This window comes from Paraburkholderia sp. A1BS-2L (assembly GCF_051125205.1).
Lineage (GTDB): Bacteria > Pseudomonadota > Gammaproteobacteria > Burkholderiales > Burkholderiaceae > Paraburkholderia.
The window spans coordinates 1,619,160-1,644,378 of the sequence record NZ_CP120429.1 but is presented as its reverse complement, the minus strand read 5'-3'; the positions used below and the strand labels follow the sequence as shown (position 1 = coordinate 1,644,378).

The following is a 25,219-nucleotide window of genomic DNA, read 5'->3' as shown; positions in this document are numbered from 1 at the left end:
CGTCGTTCCATTGTAGGAAATCGAGCGCTCCCGCACTTCTGTCCGCGCATGACTTCCCGTTCATGCGCGCGGGCGGGTTGGCGCAATCAGCTCACCCGGTTCACAACCAGATCAGCAAGTTCGGCGAGGCGCTGCGCGCGCGCGCCGAACGGTTCAAGCGCCGCGTGGGCATCGGCGCGCAGTTGCTGCGCGAGCGCCCGCGAGGCATCGAGGCCGATGATCGACACGTAGGTCGGCTTGCCGTCCTTCGCGTCCTTGCCGGCGGTCTTGCCCAGCGTGGCCGAGTCGGCCGTGACGTCGAGAATGTCGTCCACGACCTGGAACGCAAGGCCCACGGCGGCCGCATACTTGTCGAGCGCAGCGAGCGTATCCGCCGAGGGCGTTTCGCCCGCCAGCGCGCCCATGCGCACCGCGGCACGCAGCAGCGCGCCCGTTTTCAGCCGGTGCATCGTTTCGAGTTCGGCACGCGTGAGCGCATGGCCCACGCTCGCCAGATCGATCGCCTGGCCGCCGGCCATGCCGATCGAACCACTCGCCAGCGCGAGTTCGCGCACGAGCGATGCCTGGCGCTGTGCGTCGAACACGTCCGACGTCAGCGTTACGAAAGCTTGCGACTGCAGTGCGTCGCCGACCAGCAGCGCCGTCGGTTCGTCATACTTGACGTGTACGGTGGGCTTGCCGCGGCGCATGTCGTCGTCGTCCATGCAGGGCATGTCGTCGTGCACGAGCGAATACACGTGGATCATCTCCAGCGCACAGGCCGCCGCGTCGAGCGCCTCGGGCGCCGCGTTCGTCAGTTCACCCGCGGCATGGCACAGCAGCGGGCGCACGCGCTTGCCGCCGCCGAGCACGGCATAGCGCATGGCGTCGTGCAGCGGCGCGGGCTGCACATCGGCAGCCGGCAAATAGTGATCGAGCGCGCTTTCGACCCGGTCGAGCACCTGCCGGGTCCATTGGTCAAATGTCATAGATCGTCGTCTCCGCCAGCGGCGGAACTGCCTGTCGTATTGAGGGGCACGGGCCGCAGCGTTTCGCCGTCGAGCACGCGCACCTGTTGTTCAACTTTTTCGAGCTGCTGCTGGCAGAACCTGACCAGCACGGCGCCGCGGCGGTAGTCGGCCAGCGATTCCTCGAGGCTCAAGCTGCCGCCTTCCATGCGCGCCACCAGTTCGTCGAGTTCCGCGAGGCCCGCCTCGTAGCTCTGCGGCAGATCGGCCTGGGCCGTTCCGTCCGCGCCTGGCTCCGTGCTTTTGGCCGCGTCCTTGTCCGTTGCGGCGCAGTCTTTCGATGCGGATTTCGCCATGGATGGTCGCCAAAATGAAACAAGGCGGACATTCTACGGCAAAAGCCCTCTCGCCGCCCCGCTCGCGGGTTCGTGTCCCTTCCCGGCCACATGGCTGGGGCTTGCCTGAATCGGTGCCGGAAGGCCGAATCCCACGCGCCATTGTCGCGGTTTATACCGCATAACAACCGCCCTGTTGACGCAATTCCTGCAAAAATCAGCAACTTAGCTAGCCCGCCAGGGGCAACCAGGATATAATGCCCGGCTCCCTAAATCGAATCTTCGATGGTTGGGTTGTTCACTGCTTTCACGTCTTCATCGGGAGTGGGAATGTCCAATCTGAGCAATGCATTGCAGCTGAAGTCCGTTCACAGTCAGTTGCCAGTCACGGCTTACTTTGACGAAGCGCTTCTCAAGCGCGAGATCGAAACGCTTTTCCAGAAAGGTCCTCGCTACGTCGGCCACGAATTGATGGTGCCCGAGGCGGGGAATTATTTTGCGCTGCCCAGCGAGAAAGAGGGTCGCGTGCTCGTTCGCAACCAGAGCAACGAGATCGAGCTGCTCTCGAACGTCTGCCGCCACCGTCAGGCCATCATGCTAAACGGTCGCGGCACGGCAGACAACATTGTATGTCCGCTGCATCGCTGGACCTACGACCTCAAGGGCGAACTGCTCGGCGCACCGCATTTCGCGGACAAACCCTGCCTGAACCTGAGCAGCACACCGCTGCAAAAGTGGAACGGCCTGCTGTTCGAGTCGGCCGGGCGCGACGTCGCGCGCGACCTTGCACGCCTTGGGCCGGCAAAACATCTCGACTTCACGGACTACATGTTCGATCACGTCGAGGTCCACGAGTGCAACTACAACTGGAAGACCTTCATCGAGGTCTATCTGGAGGACTACCACGTCGTGCCGTTCCACCCGGGCCTCGGCAACTTCGTGTCGTGCGACGACCTGCAGTGGGAGTTCGGCGAGTGGTACAGCGTCCAGACGGTGGGCGTGCACAACCATCTCGGCAAGCCGGGCAGCCCGATCTATCGCAAGTGGCACGACGAGGTCCTGCGCTTCCGTAATGGCGTGCCGCCCGAGTTCGGCGCGATCTGGATGGTGTACTACCCGGGTCTCATGATCGAGTGGTATCCGCACGTGCTCGTCTGCTCCTGGCTCATTCCGCAGGGCACGCAGAAGACCACGAACATCGTCGAGTTCTATTACCCCGAGGAAATCGTGCTGTTCGAGCGCGAGTTCGTCGAGGCCGAACGCGCCGCCTATATGGAAACGGCCATCGAAGACGACGAGATCGCCGAGCGCATGGATGCCGGCCGCCGCGCGCTGTTCGAGCGCGGCGTCTCGGAAGTCGGTCCGTACCAGAGCCCGATGGAAGACGGCATGCAGCACTTCCACGAGTTCCTGCGGCGCGAGCTCGGCACGATCTGAGTGCGGCCTTTGCAGATCCACGCAGATCCCTCTACGCAGATTCGACGCTTCACGGAAAGACGGGCTTAGGCCCGTCTTTTTGTTTAGACTGACGGCACCGGGCCAGCACTTTGCGCGCGCTGTGCAGGTGCACTCGCGCGACACCGGCCACGCACGATTCAAGGAGCCGTCATGCCCCACACGCACTACACCACACTGATCTCGGCCGGCAACCTGCACGAGCGCCTCACCGCAGCGCCAGGCAGCGTGCTTGTCTTCGACTGCCGCTTCGACCTCGCGAATCCCGCCGCGGGCGAAACCGCCTACGCCGCCGGCCATCTGCCGGGCGCGCGCTACCTCCACCTCGAGCGCGACCTCTCGGGCCCGAAAACCGGCAAGAATGGCCGCCACCCGCTGCCCGACCGCGCCTCGCTGGTCGCCACGCTCATGAGCTGGGGGCTCAACGCGGGACAACAGGTGGTCGCCTATGACGCTCAGGGCGGCATGTATGCCGCGCGTCTGTGGTGGCTGCTGCGCTGGCTCGGCCACGACTCGGTAGCCGTGCTCGATGGCGGCCTGCAAGCCTGGGAGACTGCCGGCTTTCCGCTCTCGAAGGACGTCCCCGCCGCCGCGCAAGGCACGTTCAAAGCCGGCGCGCCCCTCCAGGTGACCGTGGATGCGCAAGCCCTCGAGCGCAATCTGTCCACCCACGAACTCACCGTCGTCGACGCACGCGCCGCCGACCGCTACCGCGGCGAGAACGAGACGATCGATCCGGTGAGCGGCCATATCCCCGGCGCGCTCAACCGCTTCTTCAAGGACAACCTCGCCGACGACGGCCGCTTCAAGTCCGCGCATACGCTGCGCGACGAATTCGGCGCGCTGCTGCCGGGCAAGACACCCGAGCACGTGGTGCTGCAATGCGGCTCGGGCGTGACCGCCTGCCATAACGCGCTGGCGATGGAGATCGCCGGCATGCATGGCGCTGCGCTTTATGCGGGGTCGTGGAGCGAGTGGTGCTCGGATCCGTCGCGACCCGTGGCCACGGGCGCGAACCCCTGAGCCTGTCCCACCGCGGCGCCGGCCTCAGCCGACGCCGTGATCCTTGAACCAGGCAAGCGCGCGCTTCCAGCCGTCCTCCGCATCGGCCTTGCGATAGCTCGGCCGATAATCGGCGAAGAACGCGTGGCCCGCATCGTCGTACACGACGAACTGCGAGCCGCGCCCGCCCTGCGGCCCCTGCGCGATCGCCGCCTTCATCTGCTCGAGCGTGTCCTGCGGAATGCTGTTGTCCTCGCGACCGTACAGCCCGAGCACCGGCACCTGCAGCGTGCCCGCGAGATCGAGCGGATTTTGCGGCGTGTTTTCGGTATGCGCGCCCGCCACGCGCCCATACCACGCCACCGCCGCCTTCACGCGCGGATTGTGCTCCGCATAGAGCCACGCGTACCGGCCGCCCCAGCAGAACCCGTTGATCCCCGCGCGCTCGAGATCGCCGCCGTGCTGGCCAGCCCAGACGAGCGCCGCATCGATATCGCCGAGCACCTGCGCATCGGCAATCTTGCTCACAATGTCCTGGTCGATCTGCTGAACGGTCGGATACACGGACGCATCGCCCTCGCGCTCGAACAGATCCGGGGCAATGGCCAGATAGCCGAGCTTGGCGAAACGCCGGCACACATCGGCGATATGCTCGTGCACGCCGAAAATCTCGTGAATCACGATGATCACCGGCAGATGCGTCCTGCCTTTCGGCTGAGCGCGATACGCCGGAATCAGCGTCCCGTTCGACTGGAACGCGATTTCGCCGGCTTCGAGGCCTTCGCTGCCGGTATGGATGGTTTGCGCGGAGACCGGCAGCACCGCAGCGGCAAAGCCGCTGCCCAGTGCTGCCTTGATGAAGGTGCGCCGATCGAACGGCACGTGTGGGACGAGGCTGTCGATTTCAGGTTTAAGCATGCAACGCTCCTTGCGAAAAGAACGACGCAAGAGGCTGCACTCTCACGAGCCCGCACGACGCCCCGGTGAAACGCTTCAGTGCAGCTTCACGCGCGGCAGCGTCGTGCGCCGCAGCCAGTGCGCGAAGGTGTCGAGCACCATGCGTGCATAGCCATGCAGCGCCGCGATATGCAGCCGGTACAACGACATGTACATGAACCGGGCGAACAGCCCTTCGATCAGCATGCTCCCGCCGATCAATCCGCCCATCAGATTGCCGACCGCGCTGAAGTGGCCGAGCGAGACGAGCGAGCCGAAGTCGCGATAGGTGAACTCGGGCAGCGGCTTCCCCGCAAGCCGCTCGCCCATCGACTTGAACAGGAACGATGCCTGCTGGTGTGCGGCCTGCGCGCGCGGCGGCACGCCCCGCTCGTTGCCGGGCCACTCGCATGCGGCACAATCGCCGAGCGCGAAGACGTTGTCGTCGACTTCCGTTTGCAGCGTGCGCCGCACGATCAGCTGGCCAAGCTTGTTGACGGGCAGGCCGTCGAGCTGCGCAAGCACCGCCGGCGCCTTGATGCCCGCCGCCCAGACGGTGAGGTCGGCGCGCACGGATTTGCCGCTCGCGGTCCGTATCACCCCGGGCGCCACCTCGGTCACGCGCTCGCCGGTCATGATCCGCACGCCGAGCTTGCGCAGCAGTTCGGCAGTAGCCGACGAAACGCGCTCGGCCAGAGCGGGCAGAATGCGCGGCCCCGATTCGATCAGCACGATGCCCACGTCGTGACTCGGATCGAGCTTGTGCAAGCCATAAGCCGAAAGCACCTGAGCGGTGTTGCGCAATTCGGCGGAAAGCTCGACGCCCGTCGCCCCCGCGCCGACGATCGCAACCTGCACGCGCGGCACTTCGTTGCCTTCATGGTCGCGCGTGACGGGCTCCGGCTCCTGATGTTCGGCGCGCATGCACGCCGCGATGAGGCGCTTGCGAAAACGCTCGGCCTGCGCGACGGTATCGAGCGCGATGGAGTTTTCCGCCGCGCCCTGCACGCCGAAAAAGTGCGTCGTGCTACCGATCGCGAGCACGAGCGTGTCGTATTCGAGCACGCGCTCGGGCAGCATTTCACCGCCGTCTTCATCCTGCACCGCGCCGAGCGTAATGCGCCTCGCCGCGCGGTCGAGCCCGACCAGTTCGCCCTGCTGGAACTCGAAGCCATGCCAGCGCGCTTGAGCTGCATACTCGAGCTCCTGCGTGAAAGGATCCATGCTGCCCGCCGCCACTTCGTGCAGGAGCGGCTTCCAGATATGCGTCGGATTGCGATCGACCAGGGTGACCGAGGCTCTTGGCTTGCCGCGCTTCGCACGCGTTTCGCCGTATCGGTCGCCTAGCCGGGTTGCCAGCTCGAGGCCCCCGGCGCCCCCTCCCACAACGATAAAGCGGTGCATAGACTCTCCGTGCATGTCGTCAGGCAATAGATCCTCCGACGCTTATCCGATACTTGATATCGGCGCGCATTCGCTGCGGCGCGGCGTCGGTCGTCGGCTCATTGTCGGCTGATGCGGCGCAGCACGGCAAGACGCACGGTGCGCATTAACGACATCTGTACCGACCGCTTGCGTAACGGCTCGGCTGCGGTTACAGGCTGGCTGCGACGCGCACGATCGTTCGACGCGACGCGCAAGCGGCGTACTCGCGCGTCTTCAGTCAGTACTTCAATGCGCTTCTTCCCAGTTCGCGCCCACACCCACTTCGGCCACGAGCGGCACCTTCAGCTTCGCTACCGAGCACATCAGTTCCGGCAAACACTTGCGCACTTCGGCGAGCTCTTCGTCAGGCACTTCGAGCACCAGTTCGTCGTGAACCTGCATGATCATCTTCGTGCCAATCTTGCGTTGATCGAGCCACTTCTGCACGGCGATCATCGAGAGCTTGATGAGATCGGCGGCCGTGCCCTGCATCGGCGCATTGATGGCGGCGCGCTCGGCGGCCTGGCGGCGCGGACCGTTGCCGCCGTTGATCTCGGGCAGCCACAGACGGCGGCCGAACACGGTCTCCACATAGCCGCGCGATTTCGCGTCCATGCGCGTCTCGTCCATGTAGCGCTTGACGCCCGGATAGCGCGCGAAATAGCGGTCGATATAGAGCGTGGCCGCGTCGCGCGTGATGCCGAGATTCGACGCGAGCCCAAACGCGCTCATGCCATAAATCAGCCCGAAATTGATGACCTTCGCGATGCGCCGCTGATCGTTGCTCACCTCGAGCGGCGTGATGCCGAACACTTCGGCCGCCGTGGCGCGGTGAATGTCGTCGCCGCGCTTGAACGCCGCGAGCAGCGATTCGTCGCCCGAGATATGCGCCATGATGCGCAATTCGATTTGCGAATAATCGGCGGACACGATTTTGCAGCCCGGCGGCGCGATGAACGCCTCGCGAATGCGCCGGCCTTCGCCCGTGCGCACCGGAATGTTCTGCAGATTTGGATCGTTCGACGCGAGCCGGCCCGTCACGGCCACGGCCTGCGCATAGTTCGTGTGCACGCGGCCCGTTTGCGCGTTGACCATGCGCGGCAGCTTGTCAGTGTACGTGGACTTGAGCTTGGCAAGGCCACGATGTTCGAGCAGCAGCTTGGGCAGCGGGTAGTCTTCCGCGAGCTTTTGCAGCACTTCTTCGTCGGTGGACGGCGCGCCGCTCGGCGTCTTCTTCACGACCGGCAGTTGCAGCTTCTCGAAGAAGATCTGGCCGATCTGCTTGGGCGAGCCGAGATTGAATTCGCCGCCCGCGAGCGCATAGGCCTGCTGTTCGAGTTCGACGAGCCGCACCGCAATCTCGGCGCTCTGCTTTTCCAGACGCTCCGTGTCGATCAGCACGCCATTGCGCTCCATCTTGCGCAGCACGCGCGAGGTGGGCATCTCGATCTCGCGATACACGTAGTCGAGACCCTTCTCGGGCGCAATCTGCGGATACAGCGCGAGGTGCAGTTGCAGCGTGACGTCGGCGTCTTCGGCCGCGTATTCGGCGGCCGTTTCGAGCGGCACTTCGTCGAAGCCGATCTGCTGCGCGCCCTTGCCCGCGACCTCCTCGTACTTGATCGTCTTGATGCCGAGATGGCGCAGCGCGAGGCTGTCCATGTCATGCGTGCGATGCGATTCGAGCACGTACGATTCGAGCAGCGTGTCGTGTTCGACGCCGTTCAGCTCGATGCCGTAATTCGCGAGCACCTGCTCGTCGTACTTCATGTGCTGACCGACCTTCTTGTGCTGCACGCTTTCGAGCCACGGCTTCAGGCGCGCAAGCACTTCGTCGAGCGGCAACTGTTCAGGCGCGTCGGGCCCGCGATGCGTGAGCGGCAAGTACGCGCCGCTGCCCGCTTCGGTCGAGAACGACATGCCGACGAGCTTTGCAACCATCGGATCGAGCGCGGTGGTCTCGGTGTCGAACGCGGTGAGTGGCGCGGCCTCGATCTTCGCGCGCCATGCATCGAACTGCTCCCACGTCTGGATGGTTTCGTAGTGGCGCGGCGCGTCGATGAGCAACGCGGGCTGCACGTTCGCGTCTTGCGCGGGTGCGTCGCCGGTCGTTGCAGCCGGCACGGTCTGATCGGCTTCGTTGATTTCACGCAGCCAGGTCTTGAAGCCGTGACGCGCGAAGATATCGCGCAGTTCCTCGCGCGCCTCGCCTCGCGTGGCGAGCGAGCCTGCGATCGACTCCAGGTGCGGAGAAAGATCGCACGACGTTTCGACGGTGACGAGCTTTTTTGCCATCGGCAGGAAGCCGAGTGCATCGCGCAGATAGCCGCCAACAGCGCCTTTGACTTCATCGGCATGCTCGACGATGCCATCGAGCGAACCATATTGCGTGAGCCACTTTACTGCCGTCTTCGGGCCGCACTTGTTCACGCCCGGCACATTGTCCACGGTGTCGCCGATCAGCGAGAGATAGTCGACGATGCGCTCCGGCGGCACACCAAACTTCGCGATCACGCCTTCGCGATCGAGCATCTCGTTGGTCATCGTATTGATGAGCGTGACGTGATCGGTCACGAGCTGCGCGAGGTCCTTGTCGCCGGTGGACACAATCACCTTCATGCCGTGTTGTTCCGCCTCGCGTGCGAGCGTGCCGATCACGTCGTCGGCCTCCACGCCTTCGATCATCAGGAGCGGCCAGCCCAGCGCGCGCACGGCTTCGTGAATGGGCTCGACTTGCGCCGCGAGCGGCTCGGGCATCGACGGCCGGTTGGCCTTGTACTCGGGATACCAGTCGTCACGAAACGTCTTGCCCTTTGCATCGAACACGCACGCGCTATACTCTGCCGTAACGTCCTTGCGCATGCGACGCAGCATGTTGATGATGCCGTATAGCGCGCCCGTCGGTTCGCCGTCGGGGCCGCGCAAATCAGGCATCGCATGGAAGGCACGATAGAGATAGCTAGAACCATCGACCAGCAGCAAGGTCTTTCCTTCCAGCTCAGTTTGTAGCTTGGTTTCCACGCGAAGTTCTTCAGGCATTATGGACAAGAGAAAAGTGATTCCGAGTCTGCGTTCACTCGCAGATCAAGAGCGCGCAACGGCCAAGAAGGCGCGCGCATCGTGGCAAATGTTCACGATTATGGCAGAGTTTATCGAGGCGACCGAATACCTGTCCGAGATCCGGCCAGCGGTCAGCATCTACGGTTCTGCCCGCCTCAAACCGGACTCGCCGTACTACCAGCTCGCCAAAACCATCGCGCGCAAAGTATCGGACGCGGGCTTCGCCGTGATCTCCGGCGGCGGCCCCGGCATCATGGAAGCCGCCAACCAGGGCGCGCACGCCGGCAAGTCGCCTTCGGTGGGCCTGAACATCGAGTTGCCGCACGAGCAATCGGGCAACCAGTGGCAGGACATCTCGCTGCGCTTTCGCCATTTCTTCACGCGCAAGGTCACCTTCGTCAAGAACTCGGACGCCGTGATCGTGATGCCCGGCGGCTTCGGCACGCTCGACGAACTGGCCGAGGTGCTCACGCTCATCCAGACCAAGAAGTCGCGTCACGTGCCCATCATTCTGGTGGGCGCGGAGTTCTGGAAGGGTCTGCTCGAGTGGTTCCGTGCCGCGCTCGTGCCGATGGGCCTCATCAATCCGGAAGACATGGACCTGATGCAGGTGATCGACGATCCGGACCAGGTGCTCGAAGCGGTGCTGAAGTTCTACGAGGACAGCGGCGAAGAACCCGAGCAGGAACATCCGGCCCGTCCGGAATCCGACGACGACCGCATGTTCTACCTTTGAGGTTCGATGTAGCCCGTCGGCACGCTGGCCTGCTCCGCCTGTTCCGCCTGTTCCGCCTGTTCCGCCTGTTCCTCTAGCCAGCGGCAAAACTGCGCGACGACGGGCACGTCCGCCACCTCGCGCCGCGCGACCCACCAGTAGCCGCGCGCATCGAGGTGCGGGCCTGCGAGCGGCGCGACCAGGCGCCCCGAAGCCAGCTCGTCGTCGAGCAGTGGCAGCGGCCCGAGCGCCACGCCAAGCCCGTCCTCGGCGGCCTGCAAGGCCAGATAAAAATGGTCGAACGATTGCTTCTTCCTGCACTTGGCCTTCACGCCCGCAGCGGCCAGCCACGTGCGCCACGCATCGGGACGCGTATCCGAGTGCAGCAGCACATGGCGCGCGAGATCGTCGGCGCAATGAATCGGCGAGCGCTTCAATAGCGCCGGACTGCACACCGGCAACTCCGTTTCATCGAGAAAATAGCCGCTCGCGCAATCGGGCCAATTCGCCGGCCCGCGCCGCACCGCAACGTCGAACGCATCGAGCGTCTCGACAGGCACGTTCGATGTGGCGAGGCGCAACTCGACGTTAGGCGCCAGACGCTGGAACTGAGAAAGACGCGGCAGCAGCCACTTCATGGCAAACGTGGGCAGCGCATTCACGCGCAGCACGTGAACGACGCCTGTGTCGCGCAGCTCCGCCGTGGCGCGCGCAATGCTCTCGAACGCGCCCTGCACGGCCCCGAGATAGCGCCGCCCGTCCTCGGTCAAGGCAACCCGCTTGCCGTGCCGATGAAACACCTGCACCCCCACCCATGCCTCCAGCGCCGCCACCTGGCGACTGATTGCACCATGAGTCACATGGAGCTCCGCCGCCGCGGCACTGAAACTGTTGTGCCGCGCCGCGGCTTCGAACGCACGCAGTGCGGGAAAGGGAGGAAGGAAGCGAGCCATGCTTGTGATTCTAGATCACAAGAACCCGGCCGAGAAATCGTTTGGTGCGGGAGGGGTTCGGCGCTACGCTTTGACCTTGCCACCCAGGTCTTCGCATGAAACGAAATCCCGCCTCTTCCCCGTCCGAAGCGAACCTCGTGCCCGACCACGAAGCATCCGGCGCACCCAGCGTGCGCGATCTGTTCCTCGGTTTTCTCGGCCTTGGCCTCACCTCCTTCGGCGGCGCACTGCCGCTTGCGCGCCGCGCCATCGTCGAGCAGCGCCGCTGGCTTTCGGCTGCGGAATTCACCGACCTGCTCGGACTGTGCCAATTCCTGCCCGGCGGCAACGTCATCAATCTTTCGGTGGCGCTCGGCATGCGCTTTCACGGCTGGCGCGGTGCGCTGGCCGGACTGCTCGGGCTGATCGCGGGGCCGTCGCTCGTCGTGATCGGGTTGGGCGTGCTCTACGAGCGCACGCAAAACGACCCGCACGTCCGGCATCTGTTCGTCGGCCTCGCCGCCGCTGCGGCGGGAATGCTGATCGCCATGGCCGCGAAGATCATCCTGCCATTGCGCCGCGACCCGGCCGCCGCCGCAATCGCGCTGCTCGGCTTCATCGCCATTGCCCTGCTGCGCCTGCCGCTGCTGCCCACCATGCTCGTGCTCACGCCGATCGGCATCGCGGTTGCGATCCGCGCCGCCCGCCGCTCGGGAGACGCGCAATGAGCTCTACCCTGCTTGCGCTCGCCACCATCTTCAGCCAGCTTTCGCTGCTCGCGTTCGGCGGGGGCAACACGATCCTGCCGGAGATGCAGCGCCAGGTCGTGGACGTGCACCACTGGATGACCGCGAGCGAGTTCAGTTCGCTCTTCGCACTCGCGCAGGCCGCGCCTGGACCGAACATGATGATCGTGACGCTGGTGGGCTGGCATGTGGCCGGCTGGGCCGGCACGCTGGTGACGTCGGTGGCGAAGTTCGGGCCGTCCTCGCTCGTGACGGTGGCCGCGCTTCACGCGTGGGACCGCTTCAAGGACCGGCCGTGGCGACGCAGCGCGCAGCGCGGGCTCGTGCCGGTGACGGCAGGGCTCCTGGCCGCGAGCGCGATGGTGATATCGAGGGCGTCCGATCACACGTTGATCGCGTGGGCCATCACGGGCGTGTGCGCAGTACTCGCGTTGCGCACGAAAATCCATCCGCTGTGGCTGCTCGCGGCGGGCAGCCTGATCGGCTTGACGGGGTTGGGGCAGTAGCCATGCCGCGTCCCATTCGTTCGGATTACAAAATTTACCTCACTGAAACGCCACTTCGGCAAAGCTGCGCAATTTCCGGCTATGAAGCTTGTGCAGGCCGTTGGTACGCAAGATTTCCATCGCCTTCACGCCAATCTGCAAGTGCTGATCCACCTGCGCGCGATAAAACGAATCGGCCATGCCGGGCAGCTTGAGTTCGCCATGCAACGGCTTGTCGGAGACGCATAGCAAGGTGCCGTACGGCACGCGAAAGCGAAAGCCGTTCGCCGCAATCGTCGCGCTCTCCATATCGAGCGCAACCGCACGGCTCTGCGAAAGACGCTGCACCGGCTCGCGATGCTCGCGCAATTCCCAGTTGCGATTGTCGACGCTTGCCACCGTGCCCGTGCGCATCACGCGCTTGAGCTCCACACCGTCGAGCTGCGTGATCTGCGCGACCGCACGCTCGAGCGCCACCTGCACTTCGGCCAGCGCAGGGATCGGCACCCACAGCGGCAGGTCGGCGTCGAGCACGTGATCCTCGCGCACATAGCCGTGCGCCAGCACATAGTCGCCGAGACGCTGCGTGTTGCGCAGCCCCGCGCAATGGCCGAGCATGATCCACGCGTGCGGGCGCAGCACCGCGATGTGGTCCGTGATGGTCTTCGCGTTGGACGGCCCCACGCCGATATTGACCATCGTGATGCCGCTGCCGTCCGCGCGCTTGAGGTGATACGCGGGCATCTGCGGCAGGCGCGCGGGCGGCGTGCCCTCGTCGTCCTGCTCGCCGAGATTCGCGTTGTAGGTGACCACGTCGCCCGGCTCCACGAACGACGTGTATTCGCTGCGGTAATTGCGCAGGTCGGCGTCGTCGGTGCGCGCCATCATGGCACGGCCGAGCTTCACGAATTCGTCGATATAAAACTGATAGTTCGTGTAGAGCACGTAATTCTGGACGTGCGTGGGCGAGGTCGCCGTGTAGTGCTTCAAACGATGCAACGAGAAGTCCACGCGCGGCGCCGTGAAAAGCGCGAGCGGCTGCGGCTCGCCCGGCGCCGGCTCGTACGTGCCGTTCACGATGCGATCATCGAGTTCGGCCAGGTCGGGTGTATCGAATATGTCGCGCATGGCGAAAAGCCGCTCGCGGTCCAGGTCGCCTTCGAGGTGGATGCCCTCGGCGAATGCGAAATGAATCGGAATGGGCTGCTCCGAGACCCCGACTTCGATCGACACATGATGGTTCTTCGCAAGCAGCCGCAATTGCTCGCGATAGTAGTTGCCGAACAGGTCCGGGCGCGTGATGGTGGTCTCGAACACGCCGGGGCCGGCGACGAAACCATACGAACGCCGCGAATCGATGTGCGTATTGACTTCCGTGTGTACGCGCACGAACGGATAACAGGCGCGCACGCGGTGGCCGAACGCCTCGCCGCGCCGGTAGCGTGCGAACGCATCGCGCAGAAAGGCCGTGTTCGCCTCGTAGATGGCGGAGAGGCGCGCGACGGCGTCGGCGGCGTCCTCGAAGGCTTCGGCGGGAAAATCGTGCGGGGGCATCATGAAGCTGCGCCGGTGAATCTCGTTGTTCATGTTCGTTCGCCTCGGTTCATTTGGAACCACATTAGCACGGAAGAACGACATTCTGACAACGCCCTTCACACGCCCGGGAGATTCGGCCGGCGCCAGCTGCGGCGCGCCCCCGCCACCTCCCGCCGCTGCGGGGAGCGGGACGCGGATTTGCTAGAATCAGGCAATCGAATTGGAGAATCACCATGAAGTCGCACCTTCTAGCCGCCTTCGCCGCAATGCTCGCGTTCAGCGGGTTCGCCATGGCCACGCCAGCCGACGACGCGAAGACCGCCGTTGAAGCCCAGTCGGCCCAGTCCGCCAACGAGCGGGCGGGCTTGCCCGATCTGGCTGCGATCAACAACAAGCCTGCTGCGCGCGTCACCTCGAAGGTCAATATCAACGACGTGCCGCGCACGCCGAGCTTCCACGAAGTGAGCCCGAACGGCACCGAAGTCACCGAATACCGCGACAAGGGCAAGCCCGTCGAGATCAACGTGCATTCGAACTTCGGCACGCGCTACTCGATGAGCTCGAATCCCGACACCTCGCCGCAAGTGCGCCCGAACGGCCAGGCCAGCACGCGCCTGCCTTCGATCAACCTGCATTACTGATTCACCCCTTTTCGCGCGCGGGCGGCGTGCGCTGTCCCGCGCCGCCTCCTGCACGAGCGTGAGAAGCCGCGCCGAAGCGGCTTCCGCCAAGCGGCCTCGCCTGCGAGCAAGGCTCCCGATTACGATAACCCCACGACCTCTCTGGCATGGCCGTCTTCACCGCTGTCACCGAACCCCAGCTCGTTCAATGGATGCGCGACTACGATCTTGGCGACGTAGTCGATTTTCGCGGCATTCAGTCGGGCATTGAAAATAGCAACTTCTTCCTGACGACGACGCGCGGCGAATACGTTCTGACGATCTTCGAAAAGCTCACGGCAGAACAGTTGCCGTTCTATCTCGAGCTGATGCGCCATCTGGCATCGCACCGCGTGCCGGTGCCCGACCCGATGCCGCGCGCCGACGGCGCCCTGTTCGGCTTGCTGCATGGCAAGCCGGCGGCCGTCGTCACGAAGCTCGACGGCGCGCCGGAACTCGCTCCGGGCGTGGAGCACTGCACGGAAGTGGGGCAGATGCTCGCGCGCATGCACCTGGCGGGCCGCGACTTCACGCTCGGCCAGCCGAATCTGCGCAGCCTGCCGTGGTGGGAAGAAACCGTGCCCACCGTGCTGCCGTTCCTGGACGACGCCCAGCGCGAGCTGCTCACGACCGAACTCGCGCACCAGCAGGCATTCTTCGCCAGCGACGACTACGCGGCGCTGCCCGGCGGCCCGTGCCACTGCGACCTCTTCCGCGACAACGCGCTGTTCGCGCACGTCAGGCCGGAAACGGGCCATACGGTGCGCCTGGGCGGCTTCTTCGATTTCTATTTCGCCGGCTGCGACAAGTGGGTATTCGACGTGGCGGTGACGGTCAACGACTGGTGCGTCGACCTTGCGACGGGCAAGCTCGACGCGCCGCGCGTCGAGGCACTGTTGCGCGCCTACCAGACCGTGCGGCCGTTCACGCCCGCCGAGAGCCGGCACTGGGTCGACATGCTGCGCGCCGGCGCGTACCGCTTCTGGGTATCGCGCCTGTACGATTTTTATTTGCCGCGCTCGGCCGAGTTGCTCAAACCGCACGACCCCGGCCATTTCGAGCGCATTCTGCGCGCGCGCCGCGCGGGCAGCGCGGCCGGCACGCCGGGCGCCTTCCACGCACTCTCCGACCTGCACCGCCCATGCAACTGATCGAAGTTCCCGCGAAGCAGGGCTACGTCTGGTTCCGCCAGGGCATCTGGCTGTTCCGGCGCAACCCGCTAGCGTTTCTCACGCTGTTTTTCTCGTACCTGCTCGCCATGACGCTGATCTCCGCCGTGCCGGTGATCGGCGGCGTGCTGCCGCTCATCTTCGTGCCCGGCGTGGCGGTGGGCTTCATGGCCGCGTGCCGCGACACGGTGGCGGGCAAGCCGGTATTCCCCACCATTCTCGTCGATGGTTTCCGCTCATACGGGCAAACCGTCACGAAGCATCTGTTCGTGCTGGGCGGGATTTACGTGGTGGCGATGACGATAGTGCTCGCGGCGTCGGCGCTGGTGGACGGCGGCACGCTGTTGCGTCTGATGACGCTGGGCGGCACGCTCGATACGGAGGCCGTTGCGGACGGCAACGTGCCGCTCGCCGTGCTCGCGTCGCTCGCGTGCTACGTGCCGGTTTCGATGATGTTCTGGTTCGCGCCGGTGCTGACCGCCTGGCACGAGGTGCCGCCGGTCAAGGCGATGTTCTTCAGCATCGTGAGCTGCTGGCGCAACAAGGGCGCGTTCGTGGTGTATGGCGCGCTGTGGTTTGCGGTGTCGATCGGCGTATCGCTGGGACTTTCGACGCTGTTGCGCGCGATGGGTGCGGGCGAGTATGCCCTGGCGATCCTGATGCCGGCGCTGATTCTCGTGACGACGATGCTCTATTGCTCGTTCTACGCGACGTATCGCGGCTGCTACGGGGTGCAGGAAAAGACCGACGCCGACACGCCGGGCTCGGGGCGCTGACCCGCCAGTATTTCCCGCGAGCAAATCGTACGAATATCCACAAACACCAACGGGCGCTTCTGTGCGCCCTGTTGTCTGTCTAGACTGCGTGAACCTTCAGCTGCTTAGCTGTAGTGATTCATCCACGACGGGTTGCGGCCCGCCTTCTCGCGATCGAGCTTGCGCATGCGGAATTCGAGGTCATAGATATCGGCCGATTCGGCCAGATAAGCTTCCTCGCGCTCCTTTTGAGCGGTTTCGTACGATTTTGTGAGGAACAGGAAAAGTCGGCTGAGCAGGTACATGGTCTGGCTCCGGTAAGCGGGCGCATGCCCTCGGAATGAATGAAACCATTATAGGGTAAACACTTATTAAGGTAAACCCCTAGTCATGCTCCGCCGAGGCGCGCTCAGCCCGCGCCCACAGCCAGTTCGCCGCCCAAAGCGTCGTCGACCGCTTCGCGCTGCTGATTTTCGAAGAATTCCCAAATCATCGCGCTGGCGTCCGGCCCAATCGCGGAGTGGAACGGCACGGCATCGTCGCCGCCGCTCCATGCATGATCCAGCGCGCTCACGCGGCACAGGCGCACCACGCTCCTGCCGTCACGCGCGTAATTCCGAACCGCATAGCCGTCGCTGTCGTGCTCGTGCGAAACCACACCCCGGCGCACGCCCTGGGCATCGGCGAGGCCGTTCAGACGCAGAAACTGCGTCTCGAGCTGCTCCGCGTTGACCGGCGCGACCACCGCATCGGCGTCGCCCTGCATGATGAGCGCCGGCATGCCGGGATGCGCGCGGCCCGCCAATGCGCGCTCGACAAGCGCCACCGCGTCATGATGCAGACCGCGCCGCATGACGTCGAGCGCCGCAACCCCCGAGTGCGCCTCGCCAAATGCCGGCCCCGAATGAAGCGCAACCGCCGCGAAGCGGCCCGGCGCATGCACCGCCAGCATCGAGGCCAAGCCCGCGCCCGCCGAAAGTCCGGCCAGATAAATGCGCGACCGGTCGAAACCGTGCTCCTGCACGAGCGTGTCGACGAGCGAAACGATCGCCGCAGCCTCACCGCCGCCCGCTGGCCGGCGGGCGTCGTACCAGTGCCAGCACTGGTGCGGATGCGCCTGCGTCGATTGCTCCGGGTAGGCCACCGCAAAGCCGTGCTTGTCCGCGAGCAGGTTCATGCGGGTGCCTTCGGCGAACGAATCCATCGTTTGCTTGCAGCCATGCAGCATCACGACCAGCGGCATGTCGGTAGTAGACCAGCCTGGCGGCATGTAGAGCCCATAGGCGAGGGCGCGCGATGCGCCCGGCGCCAGATGCTCGGCGCGCAGCCATTCGCCTGCCGCCCAGGCGGCGGCGCGCGGCCCCACACGCGACTCGCGCACTGGCGGACCGCTGCGCGCGGCGGGCGTCCGCACATCTTGCGCCTCATGCACTTCGCTAGCGGCAGGCGCGGCTGCAGTGGCCGCGGCAGCCTGCGCAACGGCGGTCTTGGCGTTCCGCCACAGGGCCTGCGCTTCGGGAGGGCGGCGGCCGGACTCGCGCAGGGCCAGATGAGCAACGCGATTCTGGATGGAGAGCAGACGCTGCATGCCACCCGCCCATAGCTTCGTCAGATTTTTCGTCATCAGGGGCCTCGTGAAAGGGGGTCGAATACACCGGGACACGGGCCACGGCGCTGTTCATTGTGCGACGCACAATAACATCAATCATCGAGCGCTGCTGTTACGAGATCTGGTTCCTGTAACGAATTTCAACCGGGCCGGCCGCGTATGGCGCATCGCATTAATCGGCCCCGAACACCGCTATACTGGAAGATCCGACGATGCTCCTGCCGCCCCATCGGGGCGCCCGGGCGCCAATCAAACGATGCTTTTGGAACGCGCCCCAGCGGCGCCAAGTCATGCCTGATTTACCGCTCCACCTCTGGTATTCGATCACCAACCTCGGCAGCGCGGGCCTCACACTGCCACTCGCGCTCGCCATCGCGTTATGGCTCGTGACGGGCTATTCCTGGCGCATGGCAGCAAGCTGGCTGCTGCTGCTTGGCGCGGCAATTTGTCTCGTCACGCTCACCAAAATCGCCTTTCTCGGCTGGGGCGTCGGCGTGCGGTCTTACGATTTCACGGGTCTGAGCGGACATGCCATGCTGTCCACGGCCGTCTATCCGGTGGCGTTTTTCCTGATGCTGCAAGGCGTGCGGCCTGCAGCCCGCGCCGCAGGCGTCGTCATCGGGCTGGCCATCGGCATCGCAGTCGGATGCTCGCGCGTCGTGCTCGAGGCCCATTCGCCGTCGGAAGCCGTCACGGGCTGCATCGTGGGCGCACTCACGGCGCTCGTGTTCGTGCGCTACTGGTGGGAAGCGCAATCGGGCCGGCTATCGGCGGCCGTGGTCGCACTCAGCCTCGCGGCGCTCACTTTTGGCTTGCACGACGTGCGCGTGCCCACCCACCGTTGGGTAACGAATCTCGCGCTCACTGTTTCGGGGCACGATCAACCCTATATCCGCGCCAAGTGGAAGGCCAACCGGCCGGTGCGCAAGCCGGGCACGATCACCGCGCCGGTTTCGCAAACCCGCAACACGCTCGCGCCCACGCGCCGCCAGCACGCTTGAACACCGCGCGTTCCGGGCACAGCGATGCCGCTTGCGGCCGCCCGCGGGGCTGAACATGTTGGTCAGCCGCCTACCCCAAGCAGCACGCTCGACGCCTTGAACACCGCCGTCGTGCTCGCGCCCGCTTCGAGGCCGAGCGCATCGACGCTCGCATCCGTCACCACGGCCGCAATCACCGTGCCGCCGGGCAACTCCAGCACGACCTCCGCATTGACCTCGCCGCGGCGCACGCTGCTCACCACGCCGCTCAAGCGGTTGCGCGCCGAAAGCCGCGCCGCGCAATCGGATGAATGTCCCGACGCCAGCGCCCCGCCCGCCACCAGCACGACTGACGAGGCCTTGACGAGCGCCACCACCGCCCCGCCCACCGCGAGCCCCAGCGCCTCGGCGCTTTCGCGCGTGACGACTGCAACAAGCTGCTGTCCGCCCGGCAGCGCGATCGAGACTTCGTCGTTGACGGCCCCGCGCGCCAGCGCCGTGATGGTGCCGTAGAGCTGATTGCGCGCGCTCGTGCGCAGCGCAAAGCGTCCGAGCACGGCGAGATCGTTGCCGAGGCTGCCCGCCGTGTCCGCGTCGGCTTCCCCGTGCGCTTCGCCGCCAAGGGCGCGTACCGCCAGGGCGGCGTGCGCGAGAAAATGCCGATGCTCGCGCTCGATCGCGCCGAACGTGGCGATGAGGCGTTGCGCGCGCGGCGTGAGCGTGGTCCCGCCGCCGCCCTTGCCGCCCGTCGCGCGCACCACGAGCGGTTCGCCAGCTAGATTGTTCATGGCGTCGATGGCATCCCATGCGCCCTTGTAGCTCATGCCGACCGCCTTGGCGGCGCCGGTGATCGAGCCGGTTTCGCGAATCGCCGCCAACAGTGCAATGCGGGCCGCGCCGCCCAGCACCTGCGGGCCGGCCTGAAACCAGACCGAGCCGCCCACGCCCAGTGCGGCCGCTTCCGCGCCGGCGCTTTGATCGGCAACGGCCACGCCGCGCGGGGAAGAAGTCGAGGGAAGAGTCGTCATTGGGCAGTGCCTGGACCGATTGCAAACGATGACGACGATTATAGAGACGGGGACGCGCGAAATACGCCGCGTTCGAGCTCGATTCAAACGGCGCGCGTGATCTTCGGCGGATGCAATTCGCGCAGGAGCCGTTCGCCCTCTTTCGCCGTATAACGCTTCATCGCCTCGCACCATCCGCGTGCGAAACCGAGCTGATAGGGTTCTGCATCCATGCGCTCGAGATAGCGCAATGCCACGGCGGCATCGTTGCCGTCGCCCAGCACGCCCTGAAGGCGCGTGAGCGTGCGCACCGTGTCCTCGCGCGTGCGGCGCGAGGCGATAGAGGTGAAAAACTCGAGCGTGTAACGCAGGTGCTTCGCGTTGATCCGCACACGATGGCGGCCCGCATCGTCGATGGCGGTGAGCTTTTGCGCCTGCGCAAGCTGCTGATAGTAGCGGCGCACACGTTTGTTAGCATGCCGATGCAAGGCGCGAGCGTCGGCGGCGTCGGCGCGCGACCTGCGTGCGAGCGCCTCCAGCCACTGCAGCCATGCGAGCGCGACGTGCGCATAGCGCGGCGCCGCCAGGGCCTCGCGCAACCGCGCACGCGCCACGAGCCGCTGCGCCTCTGCCTCGTCGAGCACGGCGCGCCAGCGCGCGGGCTCGTCGTCGGCGGCGGCGAGCGCGGGCAGCGTGGCTTCGACGAACACATCGCGGTCGCGCGCCTCGCCAAGCAGCCCGCCAAGCCAGTCGAGCTCGGGCTTGATGCGCTCACACCACGTCTCATCCTGACAATGCGAAAAGATCCGCATCGCGGTGCGCAGGCGCCGCTGCGCCACCCGCATCTGATGAATGAACTCGGTGCTCACTGCATTGGCCCTGCTCGTCGAATCGCGCACGCCCCAGTCGTTACCGAACCAGTGCGCGCTGATGTTGGCGCCGATTGCCACCAGCGCCTCAGCGGCGGTGCACGCGCCGCCCAGATCGACCGGCTCCGCGCGCACCGCACAAGCGGTGCCGGCCATACTGCCGGCCGCCGCGCGTTCGAGCGCATCGCTCAGGCGTACAAACGCGGGGAGCGCCCCGGCCAGTTCGTACGCGCAGGCGAACAACGCATCGACGAGCGGCGCGGCGTCTTCGCCCCCGGTCCACGGCACGCTCACGCGCAGTTCGTGCAGGCCTGCGAGCGCATCCTGCGGCGCGCCAGCATCGGCATCGAGCACGATCTCCACATCGACGCCATCGCGCGGCCAGTGCCAGCGGCTGCGCAGCGCCGACAGCGACGCCGACGGTTCGAGCGGCCCGGCTGCCGCGAGCACCTCGCGAAATGGCTCGGGTGCGGCATCGACGAGAGCGGCATCAAGACCGTTGGTGTCGAGGCACGCCGTGAATATCGGTTCGACAACGACGATGCCCGGCGTCCAGGAGCGCCGGCTGGAAACGACGACACAATGCGCGCCGCCGCACGTCTCGACGCCGACGCGCCAGCCCGCCCGCGCAAGCGCGCCGGCCCCGTCGAACATGACGGTCGCAACCGGCTCGCCAGCCTCGGTTTGAGGCACGAGCTGCGGCACGAGTTGCGGCAAAACCGCACGCATGGCCGCCGCGAAATCGGATGGAGTCTGCCCGGGCGGGACAACGGCCTCGGTCGAGGCTTGCGGCGTGACGCTCACGACATCCAGCACGATTTCCAGTACGCGGTTCATGAACGCTCCGAGGGGGTCGGTGGGGCGGCACAAAGCGGTGAAAACGGCAAAGAGTTGGGGTGAGATCAATCTGAAACAGCGCTGGCAATAATGAGCCCGCTGCACTCGATAGTACACGCCCGATCGCACCGGCGCTCTCGGGAGCAGCCCGATATGAGCCAGCCCGACAGGGGCCTGCCCGCACCCACTTGGTCCGAATGACCACGATCAAAACCGTAGCCTGGCGGAAGTGGAAAAATGAACGCTTACACATCGGCCCGGTGTGTCGTACTTCTGTAAGGAGTGTTGAGTGTTCCCAGAATTCAGAGACCTGATCTCGCGCCTCAAAACGGACGACGATCATTTCGCACGGCTTTTCCATCGCCACAACGCACTGGATCAGCAAATCAAGAACATGGAAGCGGGCATCGTCCCCGCGAACGGCATGGCCATCGAGCAACTCAAGAAAGAGAAGTTGCAGCTCAAGGATTCGCTCTACCAGATCCTGCGCAAGGCCGAAAGCGTCTAAGCATCGGCGCCAACGCCGGAACGTGCCGCATGGCGCTGCGCGCGATGCGGCGCCGTGGCACCCCTCAGCCACGGCACAGCCGCCGTAGCAAATAAGTAGCGAAAACCACTCCCATGCCCAAGATGGTCACTCCCCCTGCCTCCCCGAGTCCCTCGCCCGACACTCAAACCCCGCCTCGCGAGCACGACACGTCCGCCTATCAGACCGAGCTCACCGCGCGCAGCGCCGAGTTGCACGCCGTCAACGACGCTGTCGAAGCAGCCTCCGAAGTCATTGCGGAGGCGATGCATGACCTCGTCGCCGCCAGCGGCGCGGCGCCGGGCGAATCACCCGCTTCGCTGTTCGATTCGGTCGCCGCGCTCATGAAAGGCCTGTCACCCGATGAAGCCGCGCAATTGCGCAGCCTCATCCTCGAAGGCAATCCGTCGGACTGGCGCAAGACGCGCCCACGCCATCCCGACGAAGAGCTCGCGCCGGGCTGGCGCGACGGCGAGTATCCCTACCGCAACCTGATGTCGCGGCGGGCGTACGAGCGGCAGAAGTACCGGCTGCAGGTCGAGTTGTTGAAGCTTCAGGCGTGGGTGCGCGAGACCGGGCAGCGGGTGGTCATCGTCTTCGAGGGGCGCGACGCCGCGGGCAAGGGCGGCACGATCAAGCGCTTCATGGAGCACCTGAACCCGCGCGGCGCGCGCGTCGTGGCGCTGGAGAAGCCCACCGAGGTCGAGCGCGGCCAGTGGTACTTCCAGCGTTATGTGCAGCACTTGCCTTCGGCGGGCGAGATCGTGCTGTTCGATCGCTCCTGGTACAACCGCGCAGGCGTCGAGCGCGTCATGGGCTTTTGCTCGCCCGAGGAGTACGCGGAATTCATGCAGCAGGCACCGGAGTTCGAGCGCCAGTTGATCCGCAGCGGCATCCACCTCATCAAATTCTGGTTCTCGGTGAGCTGCGCCGAGCAGCGCCGGCGCTTCAAGGAGCGCAGCGCGCATCCACTCAAACAGTGGAAGCTGAGCCCTGTCGACCTCGCCTCGCTCGACAAATGGGACGAATACACGCAGGCCAAAGAGGCGATGTTTTCCCAGACCGACACCGCCGACGCCCCCTGGACCGTGGTGCGCTCCGATTGCAAGAAGCGCGCACGACTGAACGCCATGCGCTACGTTCTGCACAAGCTGCCTTATGCGCGCCGCGATACGGCCGCGATCGGACCGATCGACCCGCTGCTGGTGAGCCGCGCGCTTTGAGCGGGTTCAAGTCGCGTACTGGGCGATTCCATTGCCGAACGACCAGTTCTCGCGCGCGACATCCACGAGATTGACGAACACATCCTCGCGCCGCACGCCCGGGTCGCGCGCGAGGTTTTCGGCGATCTGCGCGAATAGCGCCTTCTTCTGATCCTGCCCGCGCGTATTGCTCACGGCGATCTGGATGATCACGAGATCGTCGCTGCGTTCGATGCCCAGGTAGTGCCGTCCAAAGACGAAATTGTTGGCATCGTGTTCAGTGACGATCATGAACTGATCGTCCTCCGGCGCATTGAACACTTCCATGAGCGCGAGGTGCACGCCCTGCATGAGCGCCTTTCGATAGGCCGCGGGCTTGCCCGCGCGTACGGCGATTCGGGTGAACGGCATGTCGAGCTCCTTCAGCGTAGTTGGATGACCCGTGATTGATGGGCCATGACAACAGCTTAGGCCGGTCGTATCATAATGAAAATATATCGCTGAATATTTTATTTATTTTCATTTGAAATGAAAACCCTCGATCTCGATGCCGTGCGCGCGTTCGTCCTGGTCGCCGAACTGCACAGCTTCACGCGCGCCGCCGATGCGCTCGATACCACCCAATCCGCCGTGAGCCTCAAGCTCAAGCGGCTCGAAGCCCATCTCGGCCGGCAATTGCTCGAGCGCACGCCGCGCGTCGTGCGGCTCTCGCCGGATGGACGCGCATTTCTCGGTGCGGCGCGCGAGTTGCTCGGCGCGCATGAGCGCGCGCTCGGCACGCTCGCGGGCGACTCGCGACGTCTCTCGCTGGGGTTGAGCGAGCATGTCGCCGACGCGCAGCTCCCCCGCCAACTCGCGCTCCTGCGCGATCACGATCCGGGCCTCGTGATCGCGCTGCATCTCGGGCTTTCAGCGCAGTTGCTCGCGCAGTTCGACGAGCGCCGGCTCGACGCCGTGATCGTGCGCCAGGAAGCCGGCTATGAAGCCGACGCGGCGTCGCGCGGCAACGCACGCCCGCTCTTCGACGAGCCGCTGGTCTGGCTCGCCGCGCCCGAATGGCGCTGGGAGCCGGGCACGCCGCTGCCGCTCGCCCTGCTCGCGGGACCGTGCGCGGTCCGTGCGGCAGCGATCGGCGCACTCGATGCGGCTGGCATCGCATGGCAGGAGGTGTTCGTGGGCGGCGGCGTGGCAGCAGTGGGCGCCGCGCTGGAGGCAGGGCTTGCCGTATCCGCGCTCGCACGGCGCGTAGCGCCGCGAGGGCTCGTCGACGTTGGCGCGAGGCACGCGCTGCCGCCATTGCCGGCCTCGCGGGTGACGCTGCATTCGCGCGTGCGCGAGCCGCGGTCGGCAGCAACGCTGCAGTTGCTTGCCTCGAGCCTTGGCGCTGCTTGAAGGGTGCTGCGGGGGAATGAAAGCCGGGATGGCTGCGTGAATCAGCTCAAGATCGGCGGAAGTTCGTGCGGCTGCGGAATCGCGCGCCGCGACTGGGCTGAGCGCATATCGACCATCAGCTTGTGATTCGACGCCGGATGCGCCACGGCAGGCTTGGCCGGCGTGGCCGATCTGGACGGATGCGCGCGAGCGCTATTCGCCTGTTGCGAGGCCCCCGACGCACGGTGCGCCGCCGACTTAGTCGGGGTTTTGCCGTGACGCTGGGCATGGGCTGCCTTCGCGGTCTTCGTTGGCTTCCTGGAATTCCCGGATCGTGCCGCGTGTGATGCACTTGCGGCACCCTTCGCGTGCTTCGCGCCATGCTGCGCCCCGGTCTCGGCCTGCTTCCCCGCCTTCGCGGCCTGCCCGCGCGCCGTCGTGCCGCCGCCCGGTCTGCCGTGCTGCGTCACCGCCGGCGCGACGGCCCATGCCATCGACGTCGATATCCACCATGCCGCGACCATCACCGCCACTGCCCGCACGCCGCCCCCTCTCTCGAATAACCGTTCCGGTCCCGCCGGATCGGCTCGCGATTATATCGAACCAAAATTGGTAAAAATCCGGCACGAAAAGAGAACGGAAAGCGAGAACGGAAAGCCGT

The 25,219-nt window shown here is 65.5% G+C and carries 25 protein-coding genes; 12 read left to right on the top strand and 13 right to left on the bottom strand.

The features are described 5' to 3' along the window. Positions 1 to 86 precede the first annotated feature (86 nt). Positions 87 to 968: a polyprenyl synthetase family protein gene (locus P5W98_RS22185; protein WP_421025957.1), complete on the bottom strand. Its 882-nt coding sequence runs from the start codon at positions 966 to 968 to the stop codon at positions 87 to 89. Then, positions 965 to 1,303 (bottom strand): exodeoxyribonuclease VII small subunit, encoded by a 339-nt coding sequence (locus tag P5W98_RS22180; protein WP_421025958.1) that lies wholly within the window; start codon positions 1,301 to 1,303, stop codon positions 965 to 967. Before P5W98_RS22180 ends, P5W98_RS22185 begins: the two co-directional genes overlap by 4 nt. A 309-nt stretch (positions 1,304 to 1,612) precedes the next feature. On the opposite strand from P5W98_RS22180, the gene P5W98_RS22175 reads away from it, so the two are divergent. Together P5W98_RS22175 and P5W98_RS22170 are read left to right on the top strand one after the other, a co-directional pair. After that, positions 1,613 to 2,719 (top strand): aromatic ring-hydroxylating oxygenase subunit alpha, encoded by a 1,107-nt coding sequence (locus tag P5W98_RS22175; protein ID WP_421025959.1) that lies wholly within the window; start codon positions 1,613 to 1,615, stop codon positions 2,717 to 2,719. A gap of 171 nt (positions 2,720 to 2,890) precedes the next feature. After that, a complete protein-coding gene (locus P5W98_RS22170; RefSeq protein ID WP_421025960.1) occupies positions 2,891 to 3,760 on the top strand; it encodes a sulfurtransferase in 870 nt (289 codons plus the stop codon). A 24-nt stretch (positions 3,761 to 3,784) separates the two neighbouring features. Here the strand turns inward: P5W98_RS22170 and P5W98_RS22165 are convergent, their stop codons facing one another. The 3 genes from P5W98_RS22165 to polA all read right to left on the bottom strand — a co-directional run bounded on the left by P5W98_RS22165 (position 3,785) and on the right by polA (position 9,139). Further along, positions 3,785 to 4,657 (bottom strand): dienelactone hydrolase family protein, encoded by an 873-nt coding sequence (locus P5W98_RS22165; protein ID WP_421025961.1) that lies wholly within the window; start codon positions 4,655 to 4,657, stop codon positions 3,785 to 3,787. A 75-nt stretch (positions 4,658 to 4,732) separates the two neighbouring features. Beyond that, a complete protein-coding gene (locus P5W98_RS22160) occupies positions 4,733 to 6,079 on the bottom strand; it encodes an NAD(P)/FAD-dependent oxidoreductase (protein WP_421025962.1) in 1,347 nt (448 codons plus the stop codon). 267 nt (positions 6,080 to 6,346) lie between these two features. Next, positions 6,347 to 9,139 (bottom strand): DNA polymerase I, encoded by a 2,793-nt coding sequence (gene polA, locus P5W98_RS22155; RefSeq protein WP_421025963.1) that lies wholly within the window; start codon positions 9,137 to 9,139, stop codon positions 6,347 to 6,349. A 1-nt stretch (position 9,140) separates the two neighbouring features. Here polA and P5W98_RS22150 point away from each other — a divergent pair, with 1 nt between their 5' ends. Further along, complete coding sequence (locus tag P5W98_RS22150; RefSeq protein WP_175194496.1) at positions 9,141 to 9,896, top strand: TIGR00730 family Rossman fold protein; 756 nt, start codon at positions 9,141 to 9,143, stop codon at positions 9,894 to 9,896. Here P5W98_RS22150 and P5W98_RS22145 read toward each other — a convergent pair. Then, entirely contained in the window at positions 9,887 to 10,828 is a 942-nt protein-coding gene (locus tag P5W98_RS22145) for a transcriptional regulator GcvA (RefSeq protein ID WP_421025964.1), read from the bottom strand. The two genes, P5W98_RS22150 and P5W98_RS22145, sit on opposite strands and share 10 nt — an antisense overlap. Positions 10,829 to 10,923: 95 nt before the next feature. Between P5W98_RS22145 and P5W98_RS22140 the strand changes: the two genes are divergently transcribed. Both P5W98_RS22140 and P5W98_RS22135 read left to right on the top strand, forming a co-directional pair. Next, a complete protein-coding gene (locus P5W98_RS22140) occupies positions 10,924 to 11,535 on the top strand; it encodes a chromate transporter (RefSeq protein ID WP_421025965.1) in 612 nt (203 codons plus the stop codon). Next, a complete protein-coding gene (locus P5W98_RS22135) occupies positions 11,532 to 12,059 on the top strand; it encodes a chromate transporter (protein ID WP_421025966.1) in 528 nt (175 codons plus the stop codon). The genes P5W98_RS22140 and P5W98_RS22135 overlap by 4 nt, the downstream gene beginning before the upstream one ends. Before the next feature lie 39 nt (positions 12,060 to 12,098). On the opposite strand, the gene P5W98_RS22130 is transcribed toward P5W98_RS22135, so the two are convergent. Further along, complete coding sequence (locus tag P5W98_RS22130) at positions 12,099 to 13,625, bottom strand: AMP nucleosidase (RefSeq protein WP_421025967.1); 1,527 nt, start codon at positions 13,623 to 13,625, stop codon at positions 12,099 to 12,101. A gap of 182 nt (positions 13,626 to 13,807) precedes the next feature. Here P5W98_RS22130 and P5W98_RS22125 point away from each other — a divergent pair, with 182 nt between their 5' ends. From P5W98_RS22125 to P5W98_RS22115, 3 genes are all read left to right on the top strand, one after another. Beyond that, the gene (locus P5W98_RS22125; RefSeq protein ID WP_421025968.1) at positions 13,808 to 14,215 is read left to right on the top strand and encodes a hypothetical protein; all 408 of its coding nucleotides are present in this window, start codon (positions 13,808 to 13,810) and stop codon (positions 14,213 to 14,215) included. A gap of 146 nt (positions 14,216 to 14,361) precedes the next feature. Then, a complete protein-coding gene (locus tag P5W98_RS22120; RefSeq protein ID WP_421025969.1) occupies positions 14,362 to 15,384 on the top strand; it encodes a homoserine kinase in 1,023 nt (340 codons plus the stop codon). Continuing rightward, positions 15,375 to 16,178, top strand: coding sequence for a BPSS1780 family membrane protein (locus P5W98_RS22115; protein WP_421025970.1), 804 nt, complete (start codon positions 15,375 to 15,377; stop codon positions 16,176 to 16,178). Before P5W98_RS22120 ends, P5W98_RS22115 begins: the two co-directional genes overlap by 10 nt. A 104-nt stretch (positions 16,179 to 16,282) precedes the next feature. On the opposite strand, the gene P5W98_RS22110 is transcribed toward P5W98_RS22115, so the two are convergent. Together P5W98_RS22110 and P5W98_RS22105 are read right to left on the bottom strand one after the other, a co-directional pair. Next, entirely contained in the window at positions 16,283 to 16,462 is a 180-nt protein-coding gene (locus P5W98_RS22110; RefSeq protein WP_035531350.1) for a DUF3563 family protein, read from the bottom strand. Between the two features lie 104 nt (positions 16,463 to 16,566). Continuing rightward, a complete protein-coding gene (locus P5W98_RS22105; RefSeq protein WP_421025971.1) occupies positions 16,567 to 17,781 on the bottom strand; it encodes an extracellular catalytic domain type 1 short-chain-length polyhydroxyalkanoate depolymerase in 1,215 nt (404 codons plus the stop codon). A gap of 275 nt (positions 17,782 to 18,056) precedes the next feature. Here P5W98_RS22105 and P5W98_RS22100 point away from each other — a divergent pair, with 275 nt between their 5' ends. Then, a complete protein-coding gene (locus P5W98_RS22100; protein ID WP_421025972.1) occupies positions 18,057 to 18,767 on the top strand; it encodes a phosphatase PAP2 family protein in 711 nt (236 codons plus the stop codon). A gap of 62 nt (positions 18,768 to 18,829) precedes the next feature. Here the strand turns inward: P5W98_RS22100 and P5W98_RS22095 are convergent, their stop codons facing one another. After that, positions 18,830 to 19,774, bottom strand: coding sequence for a TOBE domain-containing protein (locus P5W98_RS22095; protein ID WP_421025973.1), 945 nt, complete (start codon positions 19,772 to 19,774; stop codon positions 18,830 to 18,832). Positions 19,775 to 19,857: 83 nt separating this feature from the next. After that, positions 19,858 to 21,459 (bottom strand): CHAD domain-containing protein, encoded by a 1,602-nt coding sequence (locus tag P5W98_RS22090; RefSeq protein ID WP_421025974.1) that lies wholly within the window; start codon positions 21,457 to 21,459, stop codon positions 19,858 to 19,860. 289 nt (positions 21,460 to 21,748) lie between these two features. Between P5W98_RS22090 and P5W98_RS22085 the strand changes: the two genes are divergently transcribed. Together P5W98_RS22085 and ppk2 are read left to right on the top strand one after the other, a co-directional pair. After that, positions 21,749 to 21,967, top strand: a complete 219-nt coding sequence (locus P5W98_RS22085) for a YdcH family protein (RefSeq protein ID WP_421025975.1) — start codon at positions 21,749 to 21,751, stop codon at positions 21,965 to 21,967. Positions 21,968 to 22,089: 122 nt separating this feature from the next. Next, entirely contained in the window at positions 22,090 to 23,208 is a 1,119-nt protein-coding gene (gene ppk2, locus P5W98_RS22080) for a polyphosphate kinase 2 (protein WP_421027034.1), read from the top strand. Between the two features lie 6 nt (positions 23,209 to 23,214). On the opposite strand, the gene P5W98_RS22075 is transcribed toward ppk2, so the two are convergent. Continuing rightward, positions 23,215 to 23,598 (bottom strand): tautomerase family protein, encoded by a 384-nt coding sequence (locus P5W98_RS22075; RefSeq protein ID WP_421025976.1) that lies wholly within the window; start codon positions 23,596 to 23,598, stop codon positions 23,215 to 23,217. 117 nt (positions 23,599 to 23,715) lie between these two features. Between P5W98_RS22075 and P5W98_RS22070 the strand changes: the two genes are divergently transcribed. Continuing rightward, complete coding sequence (locus P5W98_RS22070; RefSeq protein ID WP_421025977.1) at positions 23,716 to 24,579, top strand: LysR family transcriptional regulator; 864 nt, start codon at positions 23,716 to 23,718, stop codon at positions 24,577 to 24,579. Between the two features lie 41 nt (positions 24,580 to 24,620). Here the strand turns inward: P5W98_RS22070 and P5W98_RS22065 are convergent, their stop codons facing one another. Next, positions 24,621 to 25,100: a hypothetical protein gene (locus P5W98_RS22065; protein ID WP_421025978.1), complete on the bottom strand. Its 480-nt coding sequence runs from the start codon at positions 25,098 to 25,100 to the stop codon at positions 24,621 to 24,623. Positions 25,101 to 25,219: the final 119 nt, after the last annotated feature.